This window comes from Enterococcus sp. 2G9_DIV0600, assembly GCF_002140615.1.
GTDB classification, from domain to species: Bacteria; Bacillota; Bacilli; order Lactobacillales; family Enterococcaceae; genus Enterococcus_D; species Enterococcus_D innesii.
Genome location: NZ_NGLL01000001.1, coordinates 668,594 through 694,424, shown reverse-complemented (window position 1 = coordinate 694,424; position 25,831 = coordinate 668,594). Strand labels below are relative to the sequence as shown.

The window sequence follows — 25,831 nt, the reverse complement described above, 5'->3', positions numbered from 1 at the left end:
CATTTTATAATTAAACACTTGATATGACGTTGGAATTCCGAGAACTTTAATCATTATCAAGTACCAAAGAAATGATTTTTTGCGTGTAGGTTCCCACCATTGATCCCATTTCATACCTCTTCCTCCATTTCTTTTCTTAACAGAGATATTTCTTTATTGATTCTTTCGGCGAGTTTAACTTTCATATTGCCAGGAGGGGTACTGGATTGCTTAATCAGCATTCCTCTAATCTTCTTGTTTGTATACATAATGGTAGTTTGACCAAAACAGTGGATACATTCAGCGTATTCATGAATGATTCCACCTTTTAAATGACTGGATTTCCTTACAAGCGGGGTTAGCTCACCGCATAGACCGCATTCAAATAGTTGAGAACTCATTCTTCATCCCCCAGTTCTTTGTTGACAACCAATTGTTCGTTTTCTTGCGGATCCATTCCCAACGCTTCATCTTGGATCTCACGAACAATTTTCAAAGCTTCTTTCTCAGTAACTCCAAATAGTTTTTCAATTGCTCTTTTTCTTGATGTCAATTGCCCGGTGATCAATTTAGCGTAGTAATCTGCTTTCTGTTCTTGACCTTGGAATACTCCGTCATCAAAATCGATATTGATCCCTAGATCTCCGTTGTGTGAGTAGAGTTGGTAAGCCTCGGCTAATTCAAATATTGATGTGATCAACTCTTTCAAAGCTTCCTCAACAATCAATACATTATCCGATCGTGTAGAGAACGTTTCTGAATTCTCACTGATTATTTCAGTTGCAGTTTTTACGGAATTGCCATCAAAGCTGAATGTACCACTCGAAAAACCTGATTGAAGTTCAATTATGCGTAGAATGAAATTTATACTTTCAATAAATTCAGATGATCTCAAGCTTGGAGAGAATTCATCTATGAATGGATCATCAGCTTTAAGTCTTTGGAATACTGAGGTTTTCCTATCAAAGTTCCTAATAGGCTCACCATATTGGTTGAATCTATATTTGAAAAAATGATCGCTAGCAATTATTTTCCTACCAGCTTCTTCAATCTCCCACATAAACTGATCATATTTGTCATTAATATCATTAAACTGCCGCTTAGCATTATCAATAACACCTAATGACAGAGGACTAGATAAATCTTTGTTGTTCTTGCCAGCTAATTTAATATATACAAACAATGGTCTGGTAAAGCCTTTCATAGCAACTTCATCTTTCAGCAGTTTATATTTTTCTAAAGACTTCAAAGATACTTTGTAACCTAGAACACTTTGTTCTTCTGAACGATACAGTTCATTACGAATGTAATACGTTCCGTTTTCCCATTCATGAAACTCCAATAAAGTGTAGTAAACGTTCTTGGTCCCTTCTGTAACCACAGAAACATTGGCTATAGCTGCTTCAGAAATGTCATTTGTTGAAGATTGTAAAGGAAAAAATGTGTCTGCTCTACAAAATGCAATTCTTATTTCGTTAGAATTGCTATCAACGTATGGTCTCAAAGCAAGACCGCCGATTGCATATCCGGCTTCCAACTCTTCGCCAAAGTTTTTTGTAAACTTACTTTTTCTGAATACATTTTGAAGAAAATCATCCGCATTGGAATCATCAAGACTAATCGTACACCCATCATTAAACACAAGCTTAGATAATTTTCTTGATATAATCTTAGGTGTGTTAAGAGAGTGATAAGACCGTGTTGTCCATTCATTTTCACTATTTAGATAACTAACATCAGGAAAATCACCTGCAAATATTTTCTTGTTGTCAATAATTCTGAGGTATTCCTTATCTGTAACTGCAATCTTCGGATGATCCACTATACTGTTCAAAGTTTCAACCATACCTATTCTTGCACCTCCAGTCCTAAAAAAGTTTTTTATGCGTTCAAACATTCTCCCACCTCCTAAACGAGATAAGTTTTAGTGAAATAATTGCCTGCGTATCTTAACGTGTCAAGATAATGATTGTTTTTATCTACAGGAATACCGTTGTCATTTCTGACATACATCCCAATTTCTTTAATAGCATTATAAAAGTCATACTCTGATTGACCAGAATATAAAAAAAGCGCCTTTTTGGTAAATAGGTTTTGTACCCTTTCGATACCTACTTCAATTTTCAAACCATTGCTGCTAATTTTATCTTTACTATTGTTGTCGGCTTTATCTGTCATGATCCCTAATAAGTGAAGCTCTTCTCTGAGTGATTTACACGCAGGATCTACAAAGAAATAATTAAAGTGGGGATAATTCCACTTCTTGTAACACCATTCTTTGAAGATTTTTATTTCCTTAGCATATGTACTCATAGCTTTAGTGATTCCCGTGTCAGCACCACTATGATAGTAATTAGACAGTTGATATAAGTAATACCGTCCTTCATCAAAGGTCACCAAGCAAAATGTACATGTTGTAGCATCAGATTGACCTCCATCAGCTACAAAGAACGTTTCAATGGGCCGCCCCTTTATGTTATCTGTCATATGGGTATCAGTATCAAACATAGAATAGATGACACCCTCAGGCATAGATCGTTCACCATACCAGTCACGCTTTAGCAGATAGTCAGATGCAGACAATTCTTGATATAATTCTTTCTTTCGTTCTTCAGATAGAATCGGGTTATCATTTGGCGTCCAATGCCGAAATAGGTATCTCCCTGATTTCTCGAAACGATCCAACAACTCTAAATTTGGATGATTTGGCGCTGGAGGATTTTGCTCACCTAAGTGGTATCGCTGTTTAGCTGCGAATGTACGACGGAAACATTCATTTATAAAAGCTGGGTGAAGTAAATTAAATTCTAAAAAAACTACTGAACCAAGGGACATACCAGTTATAGCGCCAACACTGTTAACTTTCCCTCCACCCTTGTAGTAAATCTTCTTCTCGCCATTAGGAGCATAGAGCAGCAAGTGATCGCCATGTTCATCGTGTCTGACGTCTGAAGCACCATCGAAGATATGTTGCAACCCAAACCCATCACCATCCATAAACATACGATAAGCTTGTTCTTGATTGTACGCAGATACAAGATGGTTTTGGTCTGGTGAGTGAAGATAAAAGTCTGCCATTTTAAAAATGTCAGCGGTTGTCTTTCCAGATCTGGGAGTTCCCTCATTAAGCTCAAAGGTGATTCCTTCAGTGGCCTGATTGATGTTCTGTTGTTGTTTCTGACTGAACGTTATTCCCACCGCCATCACCTCCAGACTTCACATCTAACAAAGCTTGAAGCAGGGCATTAGTTTTGCCGCCTTTCATTAGTTTCTCGGCTTTATTTGTAGCAATCTTGGCTTCAGCCGCAGCTTTTTCGATTTGAGCATTACGCAAGTCATCAATTTCAATATACTTCATAAGTTCAGCCATAGCTTTTTGCTTGTCATAGAGTTTGACAGAAACGCCGTCTTTTCCTTTTTTGACTTCTTGTATAAGCGTACCATCAACATCTGCACTACTCTTTAGTGAAACCTGTGATGATTTGTACGTTTCCAACTCACCGGTGAACTCGTTTAATACCTCTTTCTTTTCACCTGAATCATCATACTCATAGAGCTTATGTTCAGTTGATGAGAACTCAACAAAATCGGTGATATCGGCAAATGCCTGCTTTGCATATTCTCTTATCAAGTCTTTTACATCCAGAAAGATATCTTGCTGCAGTTCTGCCTTCAGTCTTTTCAACTCAATCTTTATGCTATCTTTTGCTATCAGTCTTATACTATTAGATCTAGCAGAATTGTAATCACATTGGTATGCTTTCTGATAAGCCTTAGTAGCGTTGAAACACTCTAGATAATAAAGGCAAAACAGTTTTTGTTGCTCTGTTAGACCATCATTGTCTATTACTGGTTGCACCTCTTTTTTGTGTGCAACCTTTTCTTTCTTGGTTGCACCCTTTTTTTTAGGAGGCGCATTCCACTTTCTAGACTTCCAAGATTTAACTGTATTGATAGATACATCATGTTTAGCGGCTATGTCTTTGTACTTCATGCCGTTTTGATAATCTATGTATGCTAACTCCCATTTCTGCACATCAACGCCACCGCCTCCGTAATGTTTTAACCACAAAAAAACGGCCCATAACCGGACCGCTTTCTTTTCATCTATACTTTAGTAGGAAGTATCAAAGATCATGTGAGTAATCTAACTGACAACTCCCAAAGCCACTGGTGAGGACTTGAACCTCACTTACGAGTCGTACACATTCTATGCATAGCCTCTGCATTTCCCCGGTCTGCCACAGTGACATGAATATTTTAAAAATACTAAAGTAACCTACACGACAGCTGATCTACTATCTGCTGCACCTTCCCTACCCATGCCTCGGTCACTTAATTTTCGTTCGCCTTCAGTAGCGAAACACTTGGGCACCTTCGTCCCTGATTTAGTTTTTGCTGCCGAGCAGTCAGGATAACTACAACCCTAATTGACAGAGATGGATTTGAACCACCGACCTTACGAGTATCCGTCGTACGCTCTACCAACTGAGCTACCTGTCGGGCTTAAATAGATTTTCTTGATGGGTTCAAGGTTATCAGCCTTAATTAATTACATCTTACTTTATCTAGAATTTTCAGAATAACCATCAAGTCACTAATGCCAATCAGGAATGCAGGATTTGAACCTGCGACCTCTACTGCCCAAGAGTAGCGCTCTACCAAGCTGAGCCAATTCCTGTCTTAAGACGGCTAGCGAATGAAGATAAGGAGTGTGTTCAACTCCATTCATTTTAAATTTTTGGGTGCCGTCTTAATTAAATACAGGGCGCTAAAAGGAGAATCACGAAAGTAGGTCTGCCAATGAATCATAAAGGAGTGCGCCCTGATATTTACAATTTGTTGATGATACTATTGTATTACGCCAAATGTCAAAAATGTCCTATTTTATCCCTAACTTTTCCCTATTTTTTCCCTAATTTTTTAGAGTGATCAATTCTCCCATCTTATATGCTTCTGCAAATGCGATCAAAGCCTGTGCTTTTAAGCGTTCAATATTCTTGATGCTGTAGTGAAATTCTTCCTTCTGGCCATACGAGGTGATCCTGTATCCAGTTATGCTTGCTGCCAACTCGTTGATCGTACATGGGTTCTTTACGCAGTATGATTTTTTCAGTATCTTCTGATAAATATCAGGCAATTGCTTAATAGCATGATCGATTTCAGCGATTTTTCTATTATAGTTTTGATGTTGCTTGGTTATTCCTCGAAACATCATAGCAGTTTTATGCTCCTGTCCATTACGGCTGCTTGGGCTTTTGGGCATGTCACTGTATTGTATGGCTTGAGTTAGATCATAGACACTGTCGTCAAAACTCACATGTCTCTTCATTGACATATAGTCTCCGAGAAGATCACGTGCTTTTTCACGAGTTTTGTTCTCATCAATTTCTGGAAATAAGCTCATAGCCTCGACCCCTCCGATATGTTAGAATTTATTTGTGGTTTATAACTTAGTCGGAGAAATCCGGCTTTTTTATTTCTTTTTAGCAGTTCCATTAGCTTCTGCCTTTTGTTGCAATCTACGCTTCTTCTTTTTTATTTTTGATTTTTTCTTTGGCAATGGCTTGCTTCTCCTTTTCATCTAATTCTTTACCGAAAATCACACTTGCAAATACCGCCGCTATTACAGCTACAAATATCAAAACCGCTTCTGTCATTTTCTTACCTTCTCAATTTCCCGCTCTATCCATTCATCTTTCGTTGCTAGCAAGGCGCCTTCTTTGGAGTAATATTCATTGATCAATCTTGCTGGATTTTCTTTGGTTCCCACACCTTCGAACGAAACCACATGAATAACTTCCATCATTTTAACTTCACGAACATGATTTGATTTCTTAGGTAGTACCATTTTTACCCTCCACTTTCCATCGCATCCCTGACTAACGGATCATTGATAATAATCTTGTACTTCATCTGCTCATACTGCAGCTGTTGTTGTAACTGCTCAATCTGCTTCTGTTGGTCCACTATTGTATAGGATGATGAAATAGCTAAAACAGACAAAACGAATATAAAACATGCTTTTATCATCATTTCTCTGACACCTCCATAAATTTGCTGATTACTTTTTTATTTATTTTGATATAATTTTCTTATCAGCGAGTGGTCCGCTGAAATAAATGAAAGGAGCACACCCATGTCTATTAATGTTTCATTAACTCAATTCTTAACATACACATCAAAAGTGAGTACAAGCGCCAAAATAAAGGCTGTGAGAGATATTAAAAATTCGCCTGGCTATCATCCATCGATTGATTATTGGAAGCCTTTAAGAGATGAGATTAAAAGGTTACACGAAAATAATCTACCAATTGAAAACTTGAATAATCTCTTACTCAGCATTAATGAGAAAAAAGTTAAAAATTACACCGGTGCCATAAATACCTACATTCAATTTATTAAAAAGAACGATGTAGCTTACTTCAAAACTGGTAAATCTTTTTGGAAACTTACTGATGATTTATTTGTAGGTGCCTCACCTGAATTAGGCCTTATAGTTAACGGTAAAAAACTTTACGTTAAGGTTTATTACAAGAAAAAATCTTCTGATGCAAAACTGACAAAACGTAACATACAATCATCACTCACATTAATGCAACTGGCAGAAAAAGATTTTCAAATGGAACCAGATTCGAATTTTGCTGTTCTAAATTTGCAAAATGGTAAAATTATCGAAGCTGGTCCATTGAAAAGTGAAGATGTTCTTGAACTAGAAGTTGATGCTCAAAACTTTGTAACAACTTGGAACCGGGTCTGATAGCACTACATTTCAGACAGCTCCCCTTGAATTTGAGCACAATTCTCACAAATAAAGATTCCATCTTCTAATTCTAGTTCGGCACTTGATTTGCACACTACACATTTTCGCTCCTTCTTACCGCAAGTACTTTGGAGCGAATTTTTCTTCCGATCTTGCTCCTTTTTTGAATCAGTTTCCATCTTATCCCTCCGTTCATGATATAATCGCCATAGGAGGCGATCGTATGAAATTTCATAATTATAATGATGCAGATAAAACTTACCTTGGTATAGCTGTAGCTTTTTTTATACTAGGACTAGGCTCAAAGTTCTATTGGATTCCAGCTGTTTTATTTTTATTAGTTGCTTTCCTAAAAGATTAGATACTTAGGTATCTTTTTTTCGTTATCGCTGACGATTGCTTTCTATATGTTTTGAAATGACAATTCATTTCATTTTATCGTTTGTGAAACTATTTATTTACCGAGTCATTTCATTATGCTATCCTTAGGAAAAGGAGTGAAATAATGAAATATTTTGTACAATGTTTACTAACGACCTTTTCGTTTGCAGTAGTCGCAATTCTGATTGGGGTTATTTCTAAAGATTTTACATTCGAAACAATCCCTTTTTCGGAAATTTTATACTCAACTCTGATCTTCTCTTTAGGATATATAGCCGCTACACTTATTAATGTAATCTACAGAAAAGTTAAATCCAGAAAAAAACTAATTAAATCTATTCATCTATTTCGTCGGATAACTGACTAAATCAATACTTCGAACAAGCTTTCAAATATCCCAACTGGAATACTATTGCCGGCCTGTTTGTATAACGCTGTTTTTCCATTTACTTTGCTCGCTTTTTCGTAGTCTTGCACATCGTACCCTTGCAGTAGCCAGCATTCTTTTGGTGTTAGCAGCCTAAATTTTCCATTTCCAATATCAACTATTCCTGAATTCGGGCATCTTAATTGTTTAGTAGTAATTGTCCAGGCGTATTCATCTATCTTTTTCAGTCGTCCGCCAAAACCTGTTGAATCGTTGTTTATTTTGGCTAGCATGCTTGGTTGATTGATCGTGTACTCACTTGACACTTCGTTTTCCAAAAATTCATGTATTGATTTCATCTTTTGCCTTTTCAGCACGTTAAAATTAAACGGTTCGCCTAAAATCGATATAGTAAATACTCGTTGACGAAACTGCGGTAAGCCAAACTCTCTTGCATCCAACACTTCAAAGTTATTTGAATATCCAAGCTTCTCCATTTCATCCAGATACTGATTAAAATTCTTACGCATGTGTTTGTGTAGCACACCTTTGACATTCTCCCAAATCACAATCCTTGGCTTCCAAATTCCCATTTGTTTGATAATGTTCAGCGTTTCCCACATTAAACTCGAGCGTGTGCCACTACCCTTATCAGCGCCTAATTTTTGCCCAGCAATAGATATATCCTGGCAAGGTGATCCGTGAATCAAAATGTCTGGTTTGAGATTCCAATTGATTACTGATTGAGTTTTAAAAGGCAGTTCATTTGCAAAGATAGCGTTGTAGCTATCAACTGCCCTCTGATCAATCTCCACATAATCAATCGATTTGGTCGGTATTCCTAAATTTCTCAATGCGATTCGAGGGCTGCCAATCCCTCCGAACAATTCTAAAATTTGAAGCACTGGCTTCACTCCTTCTAGTTGTGTATTTCTTCCGATTCTGGAATTATTTCAGGTCACTGGACTTAACGAAAACACCATTGACCATTTTTCCAGTCCGTCCTTTGATTTCGTCATAAGCACAATTCAAGCACTCGTATAAATCCATGTCGTTTTGCAAAGCTAAAATAATTATGGTCACTGCAACATCTCCGATGCCATCACGTAGTGCATCCTGATCATTTCTAGCTAATGCAGCCGCAACTTCGCCAGTTTCTTCGACAACTTTAAGCATCTGCTTGCTAGGGTCTGCCTTATCAAGCCCCTTATTTTTCGCCCATTGTTCTACTAGCTCAACTAATTCATTCATTCTGATACCTCCGCATCACTAAAGAATAGGATCAAATAACCATTATTAGCTTCAACTGGGATATAATATCTTTTGTTTTCTTCAAAGTTTTTAACAAATTTTGAAACAAGACGAACAAAATCCTTTGAAGAGAAACGTTTGTAACTCTGAATTTTAATAGGCATGGATGCAGCTGTTTTCCCAGATTCACAAATACAGATTTGGCCTGATTTTGGATCAACACCCACTTCTATGAATCCTTTATCAACGATTCGTGTGATGGCACTCTTATTAATTGTTAATGCCCCATTGCTCAACACCGCTCTAGGCACCGATTGCACCTTATTTTGAATAACAATAGTCTTAAATCCTTCTAACATTTCGTTTCCTCCTTTAGACTTATGCACATATCAACAGGTTTATCCACAATATATTGTAGGAACGTATTTTCGCCTACTATATATTGATTAGTTTGTTCTTTTATAGCCCAATTCAATCAAAAACTCTTCCCTTTGGTTCAAAGCGTTACGATAAATCGCTTGTACACCAATGTGATCCGCATAGGCTTTGCCTTCTTGACTAGTAATGAAACGATAGGTCCTTGCTGTTTCATCTACTAAAATCGCGTGAAATTCGTTATAATAAATTCTTTTCAAAATATTCACCTCAACTTACAAACTTTTGATGGGAGATCTTCACTTCATCATCATTAATCATCGAGTAAGCCATCGTAGTCTCAATATTTTCATGACCGAGGAACCTAGAAACGAGTTCTATAGGCATCCCGTGTCTTCTCGCAAGTGTTGCAGCTGTCCTTCTGAATCTGTGTGGGTGAACATTCAAAACACCTGCACGCTCCCCTAGACGCTTGACCAACTTTTGGACTCCGGCAGTAGTCATCTCTTTCCCTCTCGTCTGTCCATAAAATAATGGACCAGTGATGTGAGGCATCTCTTTTAAGTAATGATTCAATGCTAGCTTTGCCTTGGCATTAAAGTATAAAGTTCTTTGCTTGTTGCCTTTTCCAATCACTTCAATCGAATCATTTTCTTGGTCATAGTCACTAAAATTTAGAGAAACCAATTCAGAGACTCGACATCCGGTACTCAATAGCAGTTCGATGATGAGCGTTTCTTTCGCATTAGATGCAGCACTTCGCAGCTTTTCAACTTCAAGCTCGCTGAATTCTTGTTTGCGCCTTTTGGGTACTTTTATCTTTTCCACCCTTGCGCCAGGATCTCGATCGATAAACTCTTCGATATAAAGCCAGTGAAAGAACCTAACGATGCAGCCACGTTCACGAGCAAGCGTACCTTTAGATATTCGATCCTGAATTTCCCTATTAGCAATAAACAATCGGATGTCATTTGTGGTGATATCCTTAAACGGCTTCCTAAGCTTACTCATGAAGAAATTGATCGTCTGCATATAAAGTTTCAATGTTCCGTCTGAAAGCCCCTGAATCTTCTTTGAAACCATAAATTGATGGTATGCAGCTGCATCGGATCTCTCATCATAGATCACTACATCAGTTGAAGTTTTAACTAAGTCGAAGGAATCCAAATGCATCAATAGGAGCATGTTTACTTTCCTAAGTTGTTCTGGATCCAAATCATTTTCTAAATCTCCAACAATTTTATTAATCAGCGACTCCTTACTGGTCATCGTTCACTCCTAACCGAAACTCTTCCGAATTTCATATTCGTGGTCGATCAACTCTTTCAATGTATCTTTGGGATATAATTTCTTGCCCGACCGCTTTTGATGCTGCTCACACAACCACTGAAACTTTTCTATGGTTGCATCATCCATTGCATATCTGGGTCTTTTTTTCTTCGTAGCCAACAGGTGGGACACCTCCTATTAAATGGTGGGACACCCCTCGAATTATTCTTTTTTTCGATAGAATCTTTTGAACCTATCCGGAGTTTTATCTCTGATTAACTTATCTAGGTGGGTACTTGATATCTTGCATTTATCACGAACCTGCTTTTTGCTTCCCGTGTAGATAATGCTGCCATCATAGATAACTTCTACCAGAGGAGACTTGCGACCTCTGGCATTTGCAGACTTGACCCAAACCTCGTCTCGAAGCTTTTCCCACTCTTTTTGAACATTGGGATTTGTATCAAAGTCAGGACGTTCAGCCAGATAAATGAGCCGTTCACGTTTTTCACGACGTAACTGCCGTTCTTGATTGTCCATTCGCTTGTTCTCCTTTTAATTTTTTGTATAATCGCTGAGCTTCTTCCCACAGCTCATCTGTAGTTGCTTGCGTAAAACTATTGCCAAAATAATCAGCACTCACTTTTTTTTCCGAAATTAACCAATGACGATATAGCAGCATGAATGTTCGAAATTTGGCTTCTGCCCCTTTGCCACTCGTATCACCAGTTTCCTCTACGTAACCGATCATCGAATCTAGCGGGAACTCCATCAGCTCTTGTTGCTTTTTCGGCAATAAATTATGGATCAACTTGACCGGTTTGCTAAAATCCTTCTTCTCTTCCTGAGACATCTAAGAATCTCCTCCGATCTTCTTCAGTCACTTTCGGTTTATTTCTAGAATAGTTGACTGGCTCATTTGCCCATTCAGGCAATTTTTCCTGTCTGACATACGGCTGTTTTTTACGAATTGGCTGATTGGGTTTTGTTTCATCTTTTTTAGCCCAATTACGAATCGTTGCTAGATAATTTTTATAGGTTTTACCTGTTGATTCACAGTATTCAGAAACACGATCGATTCTTTGTTCCCAATCATTGGGAAACTCGCTCTTCAGCTTTTCCAACTGATCGTCGCTCAAAAGAACATTTTTATATTCTCCATATTTATGACGGACTGGCTTAGACTTCGATTTTTTCGAAGTCGGTAAATCTCCTATATATTCTTTTGTACTATTAATTGTATTATTAATAGATGTATTATTATCTGGACAGATTTCTTGCCTAGGGGTGGGTAAGTTTTCTTGCCTAGGGTCGGTAAGATTCCCTGCTGGGGCAGGTAAGTTTTCTTGCCTAGGGGTACTGATACTAATCCAGCGATTTTCAATTTCTTTACTGCCATTTTTGTACTTTACTATTCGATTGATGTGACCATTATCTTCAAGGGATTTAAGCCATGATTTTATTGTTGTTTTGCTAACTCCGTATAATTGGGCGAAATAATCATTACTTGCCCAGCAATAGCCTCTTTCATTTGATAAAGCGGTTATCTCGCCATACAGAAGTTTCGCACTTGGTATCAACCTGTTGTCATATCTAACGCTTGCCGGTATGATTGCAAAGTAACTTCTGTGAATTGCCACGTTATACCTCCTTTGTAGCCTTTTTAAATAAATCTTCCGTTTCATATTCTTTATCAAATCGCATGATCTGGGCGTTGTTCATAATTCCGATCTTAATTAATGCCTCTTGGTCTAAATAGACTGGTTTGATTTGATATTTTTGAATAAACTCTTCTTGACCTAAGTTGTGAGCGACATTGTGGTACTTCCAACTCAAAGCAACAAACGGAAACTTACGATGATCGACTTTGTTCCTGTGCCGGTTTCCTACCGCCGTTACATGGTGGATCTGCGCTCCTGATTGACCAGTTACTGCGCATTTACGGTATTTGCAGCAAAAGTAGAAGAAACTGTCGTGTTCCAGAAGGTAGTTATAGCGCCTTGGCAACTGAACTCCTTCTGCAACAACGTATTCGATTAGAAAGTCAATCCATTGGTTCATCTCTGATTTTGTTGCTGTAGCATGACTGAACTCGCAATCGTAGGTATCCTGATAAATTTTTCGCATTTTCTCTTTCGCTTCATAGCGTGGAATATTTTCACTCCCAGCGATATCTTTGATCAATGAATGAGACAATGCATTTTGCTTCGCACTTCTGGGGTCATTATCTATAAACTGGATTTCTGCGAATCCCTCCTGCCCCCTGCGGATCGTTTCAAGGTGCTCTGGATTCACATTCTCATCAACCTCCAGTAGAAATCTGTTCCCCTGTTGCTTTAGAATCTTGGCTAGCATCACTCAATCACATCGACAACTTCGATCCCTAATTGCACAATACTTTGATTTAATAGACTAAATTGTTCATCTGAGCCTTTGAGTTTCAGCGTGACCACGTTGCATTGCTCGGATACTTCCTTTTCTTGTGTAGGCTCCTCAATAATTTCACCAGTTTCTCGATCAATTGGTACTGAAGGAACTGGCTCTTTCTTCTCAACTTTTTGAATGACTTCCTCTGCTTTGGAAATACGAGCTTTTTGTTCTGCGACAACCTGATCAATTTTAGTCATAACCTCATCCACGTTAAGCCCCTGATCAAGCAATATTACCCATGAAACAGGATCCAAGTGGACTGCTTTCGCATACCCTTCAACAACTCTCTTATCAATGAACGCTTGTTGTCTTTTAGCTACAAGCTCATTGATTGCCACCGCAATGTCTTCACTAGTCGCTTTTTTCAACTCTCCTTTAGTTGTTGTAAAAGCTCCTTTGTTTGTCCATTTATCAAGTATTTGTATATCATTCGGATCAACCCCAACAACGGCGCACAATTCATTGATTTTTGCTTTTACTTTCTGCAATCGAGAATCACGTTCTGTAGATTCGAATTTATCAAGACTTTGAGAAATTCCTTCTTTGGCAGCTTCCATCTGATCAACAAATTTCTTGATCTTGGCTTCAAATGCTTTTAAAGGCTCAGAATAGCCATTTTTCACTTCTTTTCGTTTTTCTTCAAGCAACTTGATAATGTTATTCAGCGAAGACCGTGCGTCTTTAGCTCCTTGGATATCTCCTTCACTAAAGGTCAAACTTTTGTAGTGATTTGCGGTATTTTCAACAAGCGCTTCAAGCTCCGCTTCATTTTTGATTTCAATGGTACTTGGTGTATAGTCAATCTGAATTGATGTGTCTGTTTTGATTAATTCATTCATCCGCTATTTCCCCCATGTAAAAGATTTGGCTTCTTGCTGCGGCTTAGGATCTACCACAGGTTTGTTTACTTTTTGTGTTTTTTGTTCTGCTTTTTTCAACAGTAATTTCATATAACCAATAACTTGTTGGTAATACTCAGGGGGGACTTGATCCAAATGATCGAATCCGTTTTTCCCAAGAATATTCGCTTCGATGACTTCTGGTTTTGTTTGAGTAAGACCAGAAACTTCTGCTACACACCTATGGAATATTTCTAAAAATTCTTCACGCATTTGATCATCAGAAACGCTATCAGCTGTGTTTTGAGAATCAGCATCAATTCCATCATCAATTAGGTACAAGCCTTGTAGTGCGTATTTACGAGCATATGAAGATGCCGATCCAGTCACTTGGCTATCATCCATTTTGGGTTTCGCATCAGCTTCTCGAGCATATGCTTCCACCTGCAATGAATCCTTTCCATCAGTTAGGGTAGCGGTCGCTTTGATATAGAAGCGACCATCCATAAATATGGGCATGTCTGTCAAAGTTAGCAAAAGACCATGGTTTAGATTATGTGGCTTTACTGCTTTCAAAATATCTTCTGCGTTTCGGAAGTTGTATCCTCCAAAGTCGCTGTAATTACTTTTTGGGACCTTTAATTCCGCTTGGATTTTTATCAGTTTCTGATTAAAAGTCAGTTCTAATTCACTCATAACGGCACCGGCTTTCCTAGTTTTGATTTGCAGTACTCCAATAGGTCATCCTCGTAGATGAATTGATCATCAATGGAATAGACTAGGTCACCTTGATATAGAGGATTACCACGCCAATCAAATGCTATAGGGTCATTTTCCTCTGGTGGCAATTGTCTTGCCCCTAGACTGTCAAATTGATCCATGATACACTCTCCTTGAATACATTTTGTTTGTGACTCGATGCTTGGCGGCTGAGTCACTTTTTTTGTTTCATTCGTTCGATATGTTGTCTTGATTGGATCAAGGGCTTGTTGTGTTTGTACCATCGATCAGCAATGACTTTACCGATGCGCAAAGCTTCTGCTCTATTCATACCGCTTTACCCTCCGTTCGAAAATAGCTTCGTCATAAAGCATTAGCCACCATATAGCCAGAACTGGGAAAGCAATTTTCAACCACGCTGGTACATCTCCTGTAATCAATACCCCGACTGCGAATGTGGAAAGAATTAATGCTACACGTCTGAGCCAATACACTTTTTTCATGCCCGATCCTCCATATCCAATTCTGTTTGAATCTGATTGATTCGTTCCTTGGTTACAGATGACGGCTGCCAATGATCAATGAACCCCAAGACCTTTGGAAAGTCCTTGTCTTTGATACGGCCGCGATTCGGAACTCCAAATAATTGTTTGATGCTTGATCCCAAATCCTGAAACAACATGCTTTTTGCACTTTGGCCAAGATGCTGATCCTTGCAGATCTGATAGACTTTCTTTTGAACCGCACGATCGATGGTTCCTTTGTCTTCAGTAGTGATCAGTTTGTTTTCTTCGATGTCCACTAGACGAGTGTCGATGTCATCAAGACGTTTACTCGCTTCTTCGTTTGCTGCCAATGCCAACAATGCAAGCCCTCGTGGTGTATCTGGAATTTGTGGTTGTTGCCTGATGTGATTTTCCATTTGATTGAATGCTTCAATGTATTTAAGTTTGAACGCATCTGCTTTTTTGCCTGTGAATCCTACAGCGATAAATGTCCAACCGTCCCGATTCATGTAATACATCTTCTGTTCTCTTCCTCTAGAATCTCTATAAGACCCCAAGGCAAACATTTTTTCGTAATGCGCTGAATTTTCAGCCGATTGAATCTTGGATTCAATAGCCTGTATTACGTTTTTGTGTTCCTTCTCAAAACTTTCAGCTAAATTTAAGCTGGTTGTTACTGCTTGCTGATCTTTCATAATTACCAAGTTTTCCATTGTTACAAATCCTTTCTGTTTCTAATTGGTGTGACTGAGTTTGCTTACTCGAAAACTATTTGAAGCTTTCCACCGTCTAAACTTTTTGTATGACTCGACATCAATTATGATTTCTTTACCGGTGACAGCACTATACCCTTCGCAAAATGGAGATTTTTTGAATTCTTTCATACGACGTTGATAAGTCGATTCTGAATACTTGAACTTTTCTTTGAACTCAGCCTTGCTTAACTCCTCTGACAAATTAATCACCCCATTTCCAAGCCACTAAACTCTCAATAGATTTACAATTAAGTGATTTTTAAAACTTCTTTTACTAATCGAATATGCTCTTGGGCTTTAGCACCATCTCTTTTTCCGTTCAAGATGTCAGACATATATGGTGTGGAAATTCCAACAATCTTAGCTAATTCAGTTATTGTCATTCTTCGTTTCCGTAGTTCCATACGAATCTTAAGATCTAAATTCTCACTCATAAATTTCGCCTCCTTTTCTATAAATTACTTTCAAGAGCTAAAACATTAGCTAATTTTCTAAAATGCATTGACAATCCATTAGCGTTTACGCTATTATATAGACATAGCTAAACAAGACTATAAAAAGCCTGATATTACAATACTTCTGAGTTTCCCGACCTAGAAATGTATCTGACTGAATGGCGTTTTTGCATTCTTTTTTTAGCTAATGAATTAGCTTATGAACATAGTATAATAGCGTAATAGCTAAATGTCAACTGATTAATTAGCGAAATAGCTATTTTATTTATCATGAGCGTTAGAAAGGTTGATACCATTGACTTTGGTGGAACGAATTAAAATGCTTGCTGATGAAAAAAAGACTAATTTTGCTGAGATTGAACGTAAAACAGGTATTTCAAACGGACAAATTAGAAGATGGGATTCTTCTTCTCCTAAGGTAGAAAATCTAAAAAAAGTGGCCGATTTTTTGAATACGTCTATAGACTACTTAGTTGACGGCAAGGAGAAAACGGAAAATGATGGAGACATCAATTCTTTGTTTAGAATCAATACATCTAATCTAGATCCAGAAATAAAAGAAGAGGTAGAAGAGGAGTTAAGAAACTATAGTGAGTTTTTAATACAAAAAGCGTTAGATATGAAAGCAAAAAGAAATCGTAAGTAGGTGTTGGTGTGAATTTTATTGACGAGGAACTGTATTTTGAGGCCTCTAATTTGGCTAACAGTATTTGTAAGGAGGTCGGCTTAGAATTTGATATTCCTATCCATAAAGTTAAGAATGTTCATATAAAGAATTACATGGAGCAAGTAAAGAATGTAGCTTTTATTGATGTTAGTTTTGGAGAACATCTAGATAACTTACTTCTGGGATCTATTTCTAAAGTTTTCGGAGAAATTATTATTTCAATAAACAAAACAATGATTTGGGAAAGGCGATTATTTACTTGCATGCATGAAATCGGACATTTTTATTTCGATTTGGATAGCCTTAATGCAGGAAACCAGTTGACAGATATGATGAATGAGGATGGATATCTTCCAGACGATTTACCAAGAGAATTCCGAGCGAACGTTACAGCAAGTGTATTGATGTCTAATGATGACGCTCTTAGATTTGCCATACAAAACTTTTCTTCATTCAATAAGGTTGCGGAGTATTTTTGTATGAGCAAATCTGCTCTCAGAGTGCGTCTAACTGAATTTTTAATGTACCACTTTAATTGCTCACCTAATTACTCATATGAGCTTGTAAATGACTATGTGTATTCAAATGGTCGTGATTTCAGAAAAATAATAAACAAATAAGCCCATGCAGCGAACATGGACTAGTCATTTCTTATGAATCTCAAATTCATTATATCAAAGAAATGAGGATAATATATGAAAAAGTTATTTGTAGTTATTTTGTTTGTTAGCACACTATTTTTAAGCGCTTGCAATAAAGCTGATTTCAAAAGCCACGAGGAAGTGAGTGTTTATCCATACATTTTAAAACCTTCTGATGTAAAAGTTGATGGCGATAAACTTAAATTAACTTATGAATGGAAAGATGCTAATGCAACAGAAGATAGCATGGATAAAATGACCTTCGGAAGCACTGGAATATTGTTCTTTGCCGAGCAAGGCGGGCAGAATCTTGAATCCATAGATGACGAAGATTTAGGATATGGAAAATACGTGTACCCTGACTCTTTCAGTTCTGTTTACCCTTCATTTAAGTTGTTAAACGAAGATGATGATGTCATTATAACTATTACACGGACAACAACGTCAACTGACCAAGCTGAGCAATTTACTATAAAACTAAAATAAAAAAACACGCCCCAACAACCAATGAGAGAGCGTGAATTAACAAAGTTAACCAATAGGCTTTTTTGCTATGCCTATTATAACAAATGATAGGAGTTAAGAAAAGTGTGGGTTGAACAAGTAGGAATAAAAAAATTTAAATATACAGAACGATATATCGATCCTTTAACAGAAAAGAAACGAAAAGTTTCTGTTACTTTATCTAGTAATTCGCGTCAAGCATGGAATCAAGCGAACATAATTCTGACAAAGAAAATAAATGAAAAACTTGATCAAAAAGAAATCTGTCCCACTACATTCGGTGAACTTAAAGTAAAATGGGACGAAAAATACAAGCCTACAGTGAAAAGCAGCTCATATAAAACCACTAAGGGTTACATCAATCTTATCTCAGAGTTCATCCCAGATGATGCATTAGTAAAAAACGTTACCAGAAACATGGTTCAGGACATGCTAGATACTTGCTATTTTGAGCGTGATTTATCCTATAATTACGTTCTTCATCTCAAAACATTCACAGGTATGATATTCAAATTTGCAAATATTCGTTACGGATTGGACTATAATCCAGTAACTAACGTCAGACTTTCACGAAAACCCAAAACACAAGATGACATAAAAAAAGAAAAAGAAAAGTTTCTCACAAAAGAGGAAATCACATTACTCACGGAAGCTCAGAAAAGCCTCTTTCAGCAAATTAGATATTCCCTAATTACAAAATTCTTGTTCTTAACAGGTATCAGATATGGAGAAATGGTTGCATTAAGAGAATCGGACTACGATGGAAAAAGCGTTACTGTATCTGGAACATACGATTATGATAATAAAGTAAAAACTACTACAAAAACCAGCGGATCCTATCGGAGAGTTGATTTACCGCAAGCTGCTATTGAAATCTTGGATAATCTTGTAATTGAGAATATAATTCTATTTGGAAAAGATGATAAATTTATTTTTACGACATCCGAAAATAATCCGATCTCTGTACAAGCTTATAATGCTTCCCTGCGTTCTTGTGCTAAATCTATTGGATTAGATAAGAAAGTTTCATCCCACGTCCTCCGACACTCACATATATCGCTTCTAACAGAATTAGGCGTACCATTAAAAGCGATTATGGATAGAGTCGGACACGAAGATTCTAAAACAACGCTTAGGATCTACACCCATACCACAAAAAATATGCAGGATGATCTAATAGATAAACTTGATAACATTTTAATCTAAATTGCCCCTTATGTGCCCCTTATCTTTCCGAATACAAAAAAATGAACGCCAAAACCGTTGATTTAAAAAGGTTGTGGCGTTTCATTATTCGAAAACGAATTGATTGTGATACAGTTCCGCATAAAAGCCGTCGGCAGCCACCAACTGATGGTGATTGCCTTCTTCAATGACTTCGCCGTCCTTCAAGACAACAATACGATCGGCATTCAAAATCGTCTTCAAACGATGGGCGATCACAAAACTGGTTCGTCCTTTGATTGCTTCATCCATTGCTCGTTGAATTTTCGCTTCAGTCACGGTATCAACGTTACTGGTGGCTTCATCCAAAATCAACAATTCTGGATTGGTCAAAATCGTTCGGGCAATACTCATCAATTGTTTTTGACCAGTACTGAAAAGATTATTCTCTTCGGTGATCTCCGTGTCATAGCCTTTTTCCAACGTCATAACAAACTCATGGATATTGGCTTGTTTCGCTGCTGCAATGACTTCGACTTCAGTCGCTTCTGGTTTCCCAAAAGCAATGTTTTCACGAATCGTCCCTGAGAACAACACGGATTCTTGCAAAACGATCCCCACTTGAGAACGCAGCAGATCCAAGTCTAGCTCCCGAATGTCGATGCCGTCAAAGGTCACAGAACCACCATTCACATCATAGAACCGATTCAACAAGTTCATGATGGTCGTTTTTCCAGAACCAGTCGGCCCGACCAATGCGACCATTTCGCCTTTGTTGACCGTGATCGAGACATCTTTTAGGACTAATTCTTGACTGTCATACCCAAAGTCCACATGATTCAAAGCAACCGCCTCTTTGATGCCCTTCACTTTGATCCCGTCTTTTGGTTTGATTTCATCAGGTTCATCAAACATTTCATTGATTCTGCGCGCACCGGTGATCGCCAACTGAATCATGCTGTAACCAGAAGAGATCTGCATCAACGGTTGGTAATATTGCTGCGAATACTGGACAAAGGTCACAACTAATCCTAAGGCAACGGAACGTTCTAAGTCACCGTTCAATGCTAACCAGCCACCAAAGAAAATCACGATTGCCGTGTTCAACAAGGACATCCCTTGCATCAAGGGGAAAAGCAGCCCAGAGTAGACTTGCCCTTTGTAGGTAGCTTCGCGGACTTGTTGGTTGTGGACCAAGAAACCGTCGATGGTTTCTTCTTGCAGTCCATTGGTGATGATGATTCGTTGACCACTGATTTTTTCATCGATATAGCCGTTTAATTTTCCGACTTCATCTTGCTGTAGATCGACATATTTGCGGGCTTTTTGGATCACGATCACCGCGATTAATACCGCAATCGGGGTAGAAGCAATCGTTGCCCATGCCAATTCAACGTTTTGACGGAACATCATGATCAAGATTCCCACCATTAAGACTACATTGGTCAGCACTTGCAACAATGCTTGGTTCAGACTGTTTTGAATGTTATCCAAGTCACTGGTGAAACGGCTCAAAATATCACCGTCTTGATGGGAATCAAAGAATTTGATCGTCAATTTTTCCAGTTTATTGAATAAGCCGATCCGCATTCTGTTGGTTGATTTTCCCACCACTTGCGTGAACAATATACTATAAACAAAATTGGCTGCACTGGCTAAGACATAAAAAATCAACAGTTTCCAAATGATCGATAGAAAAGCCGATTTATCATCGACCCCTTGCATCAAACCACCAACATAATTCGCCAACTCTTGGAACGCTTCTCCGACAAAAACTGGTGCTTGCACTTGCAGATACGTTGCCAGAATCACCGTTACAAAAATGAATAGAAACGACCACTTGTATTGTTTTAAGTAATGATAGAAAAATTTACTCGCTTTGAACAAATCTGTCATGGTTACTCCTCTCCTTTCTGTGTTGCGAAGATTTCTTGATAGATGGCATTGTTATTGGCTAAAAATTCATGGCTTCCTTCACCAACCAGACGTCCATTATCTAAAACGAAGATACGGTCGGCTTTCACAACAGAGGCAATCTTTTGCGCGATAATGATCGTTGTCGTGTCTTTTAATTGTTTTTCAAACGCTTCGCGAACCAATTTCTCCGAACGCGCATCTAATGCACTCGTACTATCATCCAAAATCAAAATTTTCGGTTCACCGATCACGCCTCGAGAAATCGATAAGCGTTGCTTTTGTCCTCCAGAAAAATTGCTGCTGCGCTCGGAGACCGGCGCTTCAAAACCCGCTGTCAATTTTTGAATAAATTCACTGGCTTGGGCGATTTCTGTTGCCCGAGACATCTCAGACTCTGAAGCATCTTTTTTCCCTTGCCGCAAGTTTTGGGCAATCGTTCCTGAAAAGAGGATCGCTTTTTGCAAGACAAAGGCGACCGTTTTACGCAAGCTTTGTTCATTGACTTCTTTTAGGTCAACGCCGCCAACCCGCACGATACCTTCCGTTGGGTCAAACAAACGGGGAATCAGCTGCGCCAGTGTTGATTTGCCGGCACCAGTCGCTCCTACGATCCCAATCATTTCGCCAGGTTTGATGGTAAAACTGATATCCGTTAGGGCATTTTTTTCATCCCCAGGGTAATGGAAGCTGACGTTTTCAAAAGCGACACTTCCAGACAATTCTTGTTCTGGGACATCTTGGTATTGCAGATCCGGTTCGGTATCTAGAATCTCTTTGATCCGTTTTAGCGAAACTGCAGCCCGTGATGTCATCATCATCATCATGCCGCCGATAATGATCGCCATCATAATTTGCATCAAATAGTTCATGAATGAGGCAATTCCCCCAATCAAGGTTGGGTCATCTTTCGCTAGATCACTGACAAAGAAAATCGCGCCGACCACTGCTAAGTTGGCCGCCAGCATAAAGGAGGGGATCATTACAGAGAACAGGGTTCCTACAATAATATTATGCTTCGTTAACGTTTCACTGACTTTGGAAAAGCCTTGCAGTTGGTTGTCTTCTTGGACAAAAGATTTCACCACACGAATCCCCATCAAATTCTCTTTGGCGATCCCATTGATTTTGTCGATCAAGTTTTGGATGATCATAAAGTGTTTCCCCATCCGTGTAAAGGAGAGTGCCGTAATCACTAGAACAGCGATAATCAGTAAGACGATGATCCACCACAGTTGTGGCATGGTTGCCATCGCCAAAATGAAGGCACCGATAAATAAGAACGGGATGCGAAACAACGATTGTAGTGAGATCATCACTAAGTTTTGAATTTGCGTGATGTCATTGGTCAAACGCACCACTAAGTTTCCTGCCGAGAAGGTTTCGATATTACCAAATGAGAAGGTCTGGATTTTCCGAAACATTTCTTCTCGAATATCGGCACTAACGCCTTGCGCCACTTTCGCAGAAAAAACCGTATTGATGATCCCTGCAACAAGGCCTAGCAATGCTAGCCCAATCAGCTGCACACCAATTTTTTTCATTTCATCATTGTTTTCGGTAATAATTGACTCTAGCACTTGCTGCAAGAGCTTCGGCTGCCATAATGCAGCAACGACCATTAAAATGACCGATAATAAGGCAATGCCAGTTGCCGCTTTGTACTTTTTGACATGGCGTAAGACCAGATCCATATACGTACCACTCCTTTGTGTTTAGCAGAAAAGACTGCCAAAAAATTTCGGTTGCACAACAATTTACCATGGATCACGACTAGAAACAAGCGAACAAATAAAACAAAAAGAGCTTTCATGAAAGCTCTTTGAAAATATTTCATAAACGTTGGCGAAAATAACGAATAATAAAGGGATTATGATGATCCTCAAGAGGGTCTTCCTTATTTTCTGTCGCTAAATCTTTGACTTACGATTCGCTGTTTTCCAGCTCACTTTTTTGTTTTTTTGTCAGTTTTTGTTTGACTAGATCGTAGGAAACCAAAATCATTTGTTCGATGTTTTCTTCCATCAAGGCATCAGATGCCAACTTGATGGTATTCCAATGGGTCTTATTGGCATAATACCCCGGAATGATGACGTCAGGAAATTGTTCTCGCAGCGTTTCGTTGACCTCGGGCAGATTTTTCAAAGTCAAAAACGCTGTTTCTTCTGCTTGCGGACTCATGATCCCAAACTGTTTTCCTACTAAATCAAAGTAGATTGCATCCCAATCTTCGCGGTAATAGACTTTGGCTCCCGGCAAGCCTTCCCCAAATGCTTGAAATCGCTGCATTTTTTGTGCAATTTTTTCTTCAATCGATGTACTCATTGTGTTTCCCTCACTTTCTACTATCAAAACCGTCATTTTCTGTCTCAATTTTTGACAGATTGAATCGCTTTCTGCTCTATTTCCTACTATTATACATGGTTGCCGTGTAAAAAGGGATTTTTATCAATGGCATGTCGCCTGAAAATGACTCTTGAGAGTGGCATGCGGCGTTACATTCATTCATCTCTCTCAGAAGATACAAAAAAACCCTTATCAGCGAGTAAGATGTACTCGCCAATAAGGGCAATTGATTACTAGATGTCATGGACAAGATTCATTTTAGAATCTTAGTACCAACCATTTGCTTCCCAGAATGCTTTGGCAGCAGACCAAGAACCATAACGTGATGCTACATATTCATCGGCAACCTTTTCTTGGTTAGCAGCTGAATAGTCACCATTTAAGTAAGAGTTAGTTAATTGGTAACGACCATAGTATTGTCCATTTGTCGCTGTGTAAGAACCACCAGATTCTTTGTTTGCGATCCATTCTTTTGCTGAAGCTTCTGAGCCGCTAGCTGAAGAGCTATAGCTTGAGCTGCTTTGAGTGCTTGCAGCAGCAGATTGTGTGTTGCTTGATTGTGAAGCTGCTGGTTCACTTGGTTGTTGGACACTTGCTGCAGCAGTCGTGTTTGCAGATTCTGTATAAGTGGCAGTGCCATCTGTAGGAATGATCAATGCTTCCCCAACAAAAATCAAGTTTTTATCAGCAATCTCGTTTGCTTCAACGATCGCATTGATCGTATCATCAGAGCTATAACCATAAAAGTTAGTAGCGATTGTTGATAATGTATCACCAGATTGAACAGTGTATTGTTCGTCTGCAAAGGCGTCTTTCCCACCTAAGAAAAGGCCGAAACCGGCAAGGACAGCTGTACTAAGTAAAACAGTTTTTAAAGACTTCATATAATTAAATCTCCTTCTTTGAAACTCATTTTGCGTCATTTGAGATGACTCAAGCGCATAAACAAGTCTAACACCGAAGAATATTTCATAGGTAAAGAAATCATTACAGATGATTACGAAAACGACAGTTGCCTTACGTTTCGTAAGAATCGAAAAAGACTATCATATCAAGCTTTTCTCTGCTGTAATTTTTAACATTACAGTTATTTTGTTTCTAGGTAAACCAGTTAACCTTAGAAAACCTTTCCTATATTACAAAAAACCCTCTTTTTACACAGGTTTGTAACAAAAGAAGGAACGAGACAAGGTCTCATTCCTCATTTACTTCCTATTTTTTCTTCACTGGGATCAATTTATTCATGACGATCGCCGCAATAGCGCTTAAAGCAATCGGTGAGTCTAATAAATATTGTAAGAATTGAGGCGCAGATTCTTTGATTTCTGCTGGCATAAACAACAAGCCGATGGCAATAATCAACGGTACCCCGATAATATACAACTCACGCTCGGAAAACTCTTCATTCTTAATGACCCGAAAGCCGCTCAACAAAATAATGACACAGACGACCGCGAACACGCCACCGATGACAGCAGAAGGTACTGCATGAATCAAGGCTGAAAGTTTTCCCATAAAGGACAATAGGATAAACCAGACGGATGCCATCACAAAGACTTTTTTACTAGCAACCCCTGTGATCGAAATGATCCCTGCATTGGTAGAATAACCAGTCACAGGGGTCGTTCCTACTAAGGCGGCAACCAAGCAGCCTAACCCTTCGCCGATCACGCCTTTATTGATCTGTTCGTCCGTAACAGGCTCTTCTGTCACGGAACTGACCGCATACCAAGTACCTGTTGTTTCTGCTAGGAGTACCATATAGATCACTAGCATCGTTAAGATCGCTGAAACATCAAAGTGCAGGCCATAGTTTAGAAATACCAGTTTTGGCAGACTAAAGAAAGAAGCATCCGCCACTGACTGAAAATCAACGCCCCCCATAAAGGAAGCAATCACGGTACCGATAACCAATGCAATAATGACTGAACTGATTCGGAAGTATTTTCCCATTCCCGGAAAATAATCACCTAACATGGAAAACAAGATCAAAATCGCCGCAGTAATCGCAGCTAACAACATGTTTTGATTGGCACTTAATGTTTCAGTGGCAGGATAGATATTGCTGGTAAATGCCGTTGGCAGCAAGGTCAACCCAACGATCATAATGATCGTCCCACTCACGATCGTAGGAATAAAATGACGAACGATATACTTATAAATGCCCGTAAAACCTAGTAAAATGACTGCTGCGGCACCAACGATGCTGGCACCTAACACCGTGTCCATGCCGTTGGCACCAAAATAAATACCGATGATCGCTCCAACGGGGACAAAGGATGGTCCTTGACATACGGGTAATTTCAAAAAAAAGAGGACTTGGATCAAAGAAGCGATCCCTGCTCCTAAAAAGGTCGATTGGATCAAACCTGATGCGTCTGAAGAGGACATCGCCACCGCCGTTGCGATAATAAATGGCGGCACATACACGTCCATTGCCAACACATGCTGTAATCCTAAAAGTACTGCTTGACCAAAGGGAATGTCTTCATTCATTCCGATCGT

General features: G+C 38.7%; 36 protein-coding genes and 2 tRNA genes. 6 read left to right on the top strand and 32 right to left on the bottom strand.

The window, feature by feature from the left end:
• Positions 1 to 110: 110 nt before the first annotated feature.
• The 10 genes from A5870_RS03330 to A5870_RS03285 all read right to left on the bottom strand — a co-directional run bounded on the left by A5870_RS03330 (position 111) and on the right by A5870_RS03285 (position 6,015).
• Positions 111 to 380 carry a hypothetical protein gene (locus A5870_RS03330; protein WP_086291807.1) on the bottom strand — a complete coding sequence of 90 codons (270 nt, stop codon included), beginning with the start codon at positions 378 to 380 and terminating at the stop codon, positions 111 to 113.
• Positions 377 to 1,876, bottom strand: a complete 1,500-nt coding sequence (locus tag A5870_RS03325; RefSeq protein ID WP_086291806.1) for a phage portal protein — start codon at positions 1,874 to 1,876, stop codon at positions 377 to 379. Before A5870_RS03325 ends, A5870_RS03330 begins: the two co-directional genes overlap by 4 nt.
• Positions 1,877 to 1,887: 11 nt before the next feature.
• On the bottom strand, positions 1,888 to 3,183 hold the full coding sequence (locus A5870_RS03320) for a PBSX family phage terminase large subunit (RefSeq protein ID WP_242596068.1): 1,296 nt from the start codon (positions 3,181 to 3,183) through the stop codon (positions 1,888 to 1,890).
• Positions 3,125 to 4,051 (bottom strand): terminase small subunit, encoded by a 927-nt coding sequence (locus A5870_RS03315; protein ID WP_242596067.1) that lies wholly within the window; start codon positions 4,049 to 4,051, stop codon positions 3,125 to 3,127. The genes A5870_RS03320 and A5870_RS03315 overlap by 59 nt, the downstream gene beginning before the upstream one ends.
• A 358-nt stretch (positions 4,052 to 4,409) precedes the next feature.
• A tRNA-Ile gene (locus A5870_RS03310) sits at positions 4,410 to 4,482 on the bottom strand.
• A gap of 104 nt (positions 4,483 to 4,586) precedes the next feature.
• A tRNA-Pro gene (locus A5870_RS03305) sits at positions 4,587 to 4,660 on the bottom strand.
• 234 nt (positions 4,661 to 4,894) lie between these two features.
• A complete protein-coding gene (locus A5870_RS03300) occupies positions 4,895 to 5,386 on the bottom strand; it encodes an ArpU family phage packaging/lysis transcriptional regulator (protein WP_086291803.1) in 492 nt (163 codons plus the stop codon).
• Positions 5,387 to 5,501: 115 nt separating this feature from the next.
• Positions 5,502 to 5,639 carry a hypothetical protein gene (locus A5870_RS17255; protein WP_170924040.1) on the bottom strand — a complete coding sequence of 46 codons (138 nt, stop codon included), beginning with the start codon at positions 5,637 to 5,639 and terminating at the stop codon, positions 5,502 to 5,504.
• On the bottom strand, positions 5,636 to 5,830 hold the full coding sequence (locus tag A5870_RS03290) for a hypothetical protein (RefSeq protein WP_086291801.1): 195 nt from the start codon (positions 5,828 to 5,830) through the stop codon (positions 5,636 to 5,638). The genes A5870_RS17255 and A5870_RS03290 overlap by 4 nt, the downstream gene beginning before the upstream one ends.
• 2 nt (positions 5,831 to 5,832) lie before the next feature.
• Complete coding sequence (locus tag A5870_RS03285) at positions 5,833 to 6,015, bottom strand: hypothetical protein (protein WP_086291800.1); 183 nt, start codon at positions 6,013 to 6,015, stop codon at positions 5,833 to 5,835.
• A gap of 103 nt (positions 6,016 to 6,118) precedes the next feature.
• On the opposite strand from A5870_RS03285, the gene A5870_RS03280 reads away from it, so the two are divergent.
• The gene (locus tag A5870_RS03280) at positions 6,119 to 6,739 is read left to right on the top strand and encodes a hypothetical protein (RefSeq protein ID WP_060792021.1); all 621 of its coding nucleotides are present in this window, start codon (positions 6,119 to 6,121) and stop codon (positions 6,737 to 6,739) included.
• Positions 6,740 to 6,744: 5 nt separating this feature from the next.
• Here the strand turns inward: A5870_RS03280 and A5870_RS17250 are convergent, their stop codons facing one another.
• On the bottom strand, positions 6,745 to 6,921 hold the full coding sequence (locus tag A5870_RS17250; protein WP_155642941.1) for a hypothetical protein: 177 nt from the start codon (positions 6,919 to 6,921) through the stop codon (positions 6,745 to 6,747).
• Positions 6,922 to 6,965: 44 nt separating this feature from the next.
• Between A5870_RS17250 and A5870_RS17245 the strand changes: the two genes are divergently transcribed.
• Positions 6,966 to 7,103, top strand: coding sequence for a hypothetical protein (locus A5870_RS17245; RefSeq protein ID WP_155642942.1), 138 nt, complete (start codon positions 6,966 to 6,968; stop codon positions 7,101 to 7,103).
• A gap of 383 nt (positions 7,104 to 7,486) precedes the next feature.
• On the opposite strand, the gene A5870_RS03270 is transcribed toward A5870_RS17245, so the two are convergent.
• The 16 genes from A5870_RS03270 to A5870_RS03195 all read right to left on the bottom strand — a co-directional run bounded on the left by A5870_RS03270 (position 7,487) and on the right by A5870_RS03195 (position 16,069).
• On the bottom strand, positions 7,487 to 8,395 hold the full coding sequence (locus A5870_RS03270; protein WP_086291798.1) for a DNA cytosine methyltransferase: 909 nt from the start codon (positions 8,393 to 8,395) through the stop codon (positions 7,487 to 7,489).
• Between the two features lie 43 nt (positions 8,396 to 8,438).
• Positions 8,439 to 8,741, bottom strand: a complete 303-nt coding sequence (locus A5870_RS03265; protein ID WP_086291797.1) for a MazG-like family protein — start codon at positions 8,739 to 8,741, stop codon at positions 8,439 to 8,441.
• Entirely contained in the window at positions 8,738 to 9,100 is a 363-nt protein-coding gene (locus tag A5870_RS03260) for a hypothetical protein (protein ID WP_086291796.1), read from the bottom strand. Before A5870_RS03260 ends, A5870_RS03265 begins: the two co-directional genes overlap by 4 nt.
• A gap of 87 nt (positions 9,101 to 9,187) precedes the next feature.
• Positions 9,188 to 9,376: a hypothetical protein gene (locus A5870_RS03255; RefSeq protein ID WP_086291795.1), complete on the bottom strand. Its 189-nt coding sequence runs from the start codon at positions 9,374 to 9,376 to the stop codon at positions 9,188 to 9,190.
• A 10-nt stretch (positions 9,377 to 9,386) separates the two neighbouring features.
• The gene (locus A5870_RS03250; protein ID WP_086291794.1) at positions 9,387 to 10,385 is read right to left on the bottom strand and encodes a tyrosine-type recombinase/integrase; all 999 of its coding nucleotides are present in this window, start codon (positions 10,383 to 10,385) and stop codon (positions 9,387 to 9,389) included.
• A gap of 9 nt (positions 10,386 to 10,394) precedes the next feature.
• Positions 10,395 to 10,565, bottom strand: a complete 171-nt coding sequence (locus A5870_RS17240) for a hypothetical protein (protein ID WP_176277848.1) — start codon at positions 10,563 to 10,565, stop codon at positions 10,395 to 10,397.
• Positions 10,566 to 10,607: 42 nt separating this feature from the next.
• Positions 10,608 to 10,925 carry a hypothetical protein gene (locus A5870_RS03245; RefSeq protein ID WP_086291793.1) on the bottom strand — a complete coding sequence of 106 codons (318 nt, stop codon included), beginning with the start codon at positions 10,923 to 10,925 and terminating at the stop codon, positions 10,608 to 10,610.
• The gene (locus tag A5870_RS03240; protein WP_086291792.1) at positions 10,894 to 11,238 is read right to left on the bottom strand and encodes a hypothetical protein; all 345 of its coding nucleotides are present in this window, start codon (positions 11,236 to 11,238) and stop codon (positions 10,894 to 10,896) included. The genes A5870_RS03245 and A5870_RS03240 overlap by 32 nt, the downstream gene beginning before the upstream one ends.
• Positions 11,210 to 12,025: a helix-turn-helix domain-containing protein gene (locus tag A5870_RS03235; RefSeq protein ID WP_086291791.1), complete on the bottom strand. Its 816-nt coding sequence runs from the start codon at positions 12,023 to 12,025 to the stop codon at positions 11,210 to 11,212. The genes A5870_RS03240 and A5870_RS03235 overlap by 29 nt, the downstream gene beginning before the upstream one ends.
• Position 12,026: 1 nt before the next feature.
• A complete protein-coding gene (locus tag A5870_RS03230) occupies positions 12,027 to 12,680 on the bottom strand; it encodes a putative HNHc nuclease (RefSeq protein WP_252086053.1) in 654 nt (217 codons plus the stop codon).
• A gap of 59 nt (positions 12,681 to 12,739) precedes the next feature.
• A complete protein-coding gene (locus tag A5870_RS03225; protein WP_086291789.1) occupies positions 12,740 to 13,654 on the bottom strand; it encodes a DUF1351 domain-containing protein in 915 nt (304 codons plus the stop codon).
• Positions 13,655 to 13,657: 3 nt separating this feature from the next.
• Complete coding sequence (locus tag A5870_RS03220; protein ID WP_086291788.1) at positions 13,658 to 14,350, bottom strand: ERF family protein; 693 nt, start codon at positions 14,348 to 14,350, stop codon at positions 13,658 to 13,660.
• A complete protein-coding gene (locus A5870_RS03215; protein WP_034858430.1) occupies positions 14,347 to 14,535 on the bottom strand; it encodes a hypothetical protein in 189 nt (62 codons plus the stop codon). The genes A5870_RS03220 and A5870_RS03215 overlap by 4 nt, the downstream gene beginning before the upstream one ends.
• Before the next feature lie 162 nt (positions 14,536 to 14,697).
• A complete protein-coding gene (locus A5870_RS03210) occupies positions 14,698 to 14,877 on the bottom strand; it encodes a hypothetical protein (RefSeq protein ID WP_086291787.1) in 180 nt (59 codons plus the stop codon).
• Entirely contained in the window at positions 14,874 to 15,593 is a 720-nt protein-coding gene (locus A5870_RS03205) for a Rha family transcriptional regulator (protein WP_086291786.1), read from the bottom strand. The genes A5870_RS03210 and A5870_RS03205 overlap by 4 nt, the downstream gene beginning before the upstream one ends.
• 290 nt (positions 15,594 to 15,883) lie before the next feature.
• A complete protein-coding gene (locus tag A5870_RS03195) occupies positions 15,884 to 16,069 on the bottom strand; it encodes a helix-turn-helix domain-containing protein (protein WP_086291784.1) in 186 nt (61 codons plus the stop codon).
• A gap of 325 nt (positions 16,070 to 16,394) precedes the next feature.
• Here A5870_RS03195 and A5870_RS17150 point away from each other — a divergent pair, with 325 nt between their 5' ends.
• From A5870_RS17150 to A5870_RS03175, 4 genes are all read left to right on the top strand, one after another.
• A complete protein-coding gene (locus A5870_RS17150) occupies positions 16,395 to 16,736 on the top strand; it encodes a helix-turn-helix domain-containing protein (RefSeq protein WP_252086091.1) in 342 nt (113 codons plus the stop codon).
• A gap of 8 nt (positions 16,737 to 16,744) precedes the next feature.
• Complete coding sequence (locus A5870_RS03185) at positions 16,745 to 17,377, top strand: ImmA/IrrE family metallo-endopeptidase (RefSeq protein ID WP_252086054.1); 633 nt, start codon at positions 16,745 to 16,747, stop codon at positions 17,375 to 17,377.
• Positions 17,378 to 17,452: 75 nt separating this feature from the next.
• Complete coding sequence (locus A5870_RS03180; RefSeq protein WP_086291783.1) at positions 17,453 to 17,884, top strand: hypothetical protein; 432 nt, start codon at positions 17,453 to 17,455, stop codon at positions 17,882 to 17,884.
• Between the two features lie 102 nt (positions 17,885 to 17,986).
• Positions 17,987 to 19,108, top strand: a complete 1,122-nt coding sequence (locus tag A5870_RS03175) for a tyrosine-type recombinase/integrase (RefSeq protein WP_086291782.1) — start codon at positions 17,987 to 17,989, stop codon at positions 19,106 to 19,108.
• 84 nt (positions 19,109 to 19,192) lie between these two features.
• On the opposite strand, the gene A5870_RS03170 is transcribed toward A5870_RS03175, so the two are convergent.
• The 5 genes from A5870_RS03170 to A5870_RS03150 all read right to left on the bottom strand — a co-directional run bounded on the left by A5870_RS03170 (position 19,193) and on the right by A5870_RS03150 (position 25,822).
• On the bottom strand, positions 19,193 to 20,962 hold the full coding sequence (locus A5870_RS03170) for an ABC transporter ATP-binding protein (RefSeq protein WP_086291781.1): 1,770 nt from the start codon (positions 20,960 to 20,962) through the stop codon (positions 19,193 to 19,195).
• A gap of 2 nt (positions 20,963 to 20,964) precedes the next feature.
• Entirely contained in the window at positions 20,965 to 22,674 is a 1,710-nt protein-coding gene (locus A5870_RS03165) for an ABC transporter ATP-binding protein (RefSeq protein WP_086291780.1), read from the bottom strand.
• Positions 22,675 to 22,903: 229 nt separating this feature from the next.
• Entirely contained in the window at positions 22,904 to 23,305 is a 402-nt protein-coding gene (locus A5870_RS03160) for an MmcQ/YjbR family DNA-binding protein (RefSeq protein WP_008380641.1), read from the bottom strand.
• A 287-nt stretch (positions 23,306 to 23,592) separates the two neighbouring features.
• Entirely contained in the window at positions 23,593 to 24,210 is a 618-nt protein-coding gene (locus A5870_RS03155; RefSeq protein WP_008380639.1) for a LysM peptidoglycan-binding domain-containing protein, read from the bottom strand.
• A gap of 328 nt (positions 24,211 to 24,538) precedes the next feature.
• Positions 24,539 to 25,822 carry a uracil-xanthine permease family protein gene (locus A5870_RS03150; RefSeq protein ID WP_016612741.1) on the bottom strand — a complete coding sequence of 428 codons (1,284 nt, stop codon included), beginning with the start codon at positions 25,820 to 25,822 and terminating at the stop codon, positions 24,539 to 24,541.
• Positions 25,823 to 25,831 lie beyond the last annotated feature (9 nt).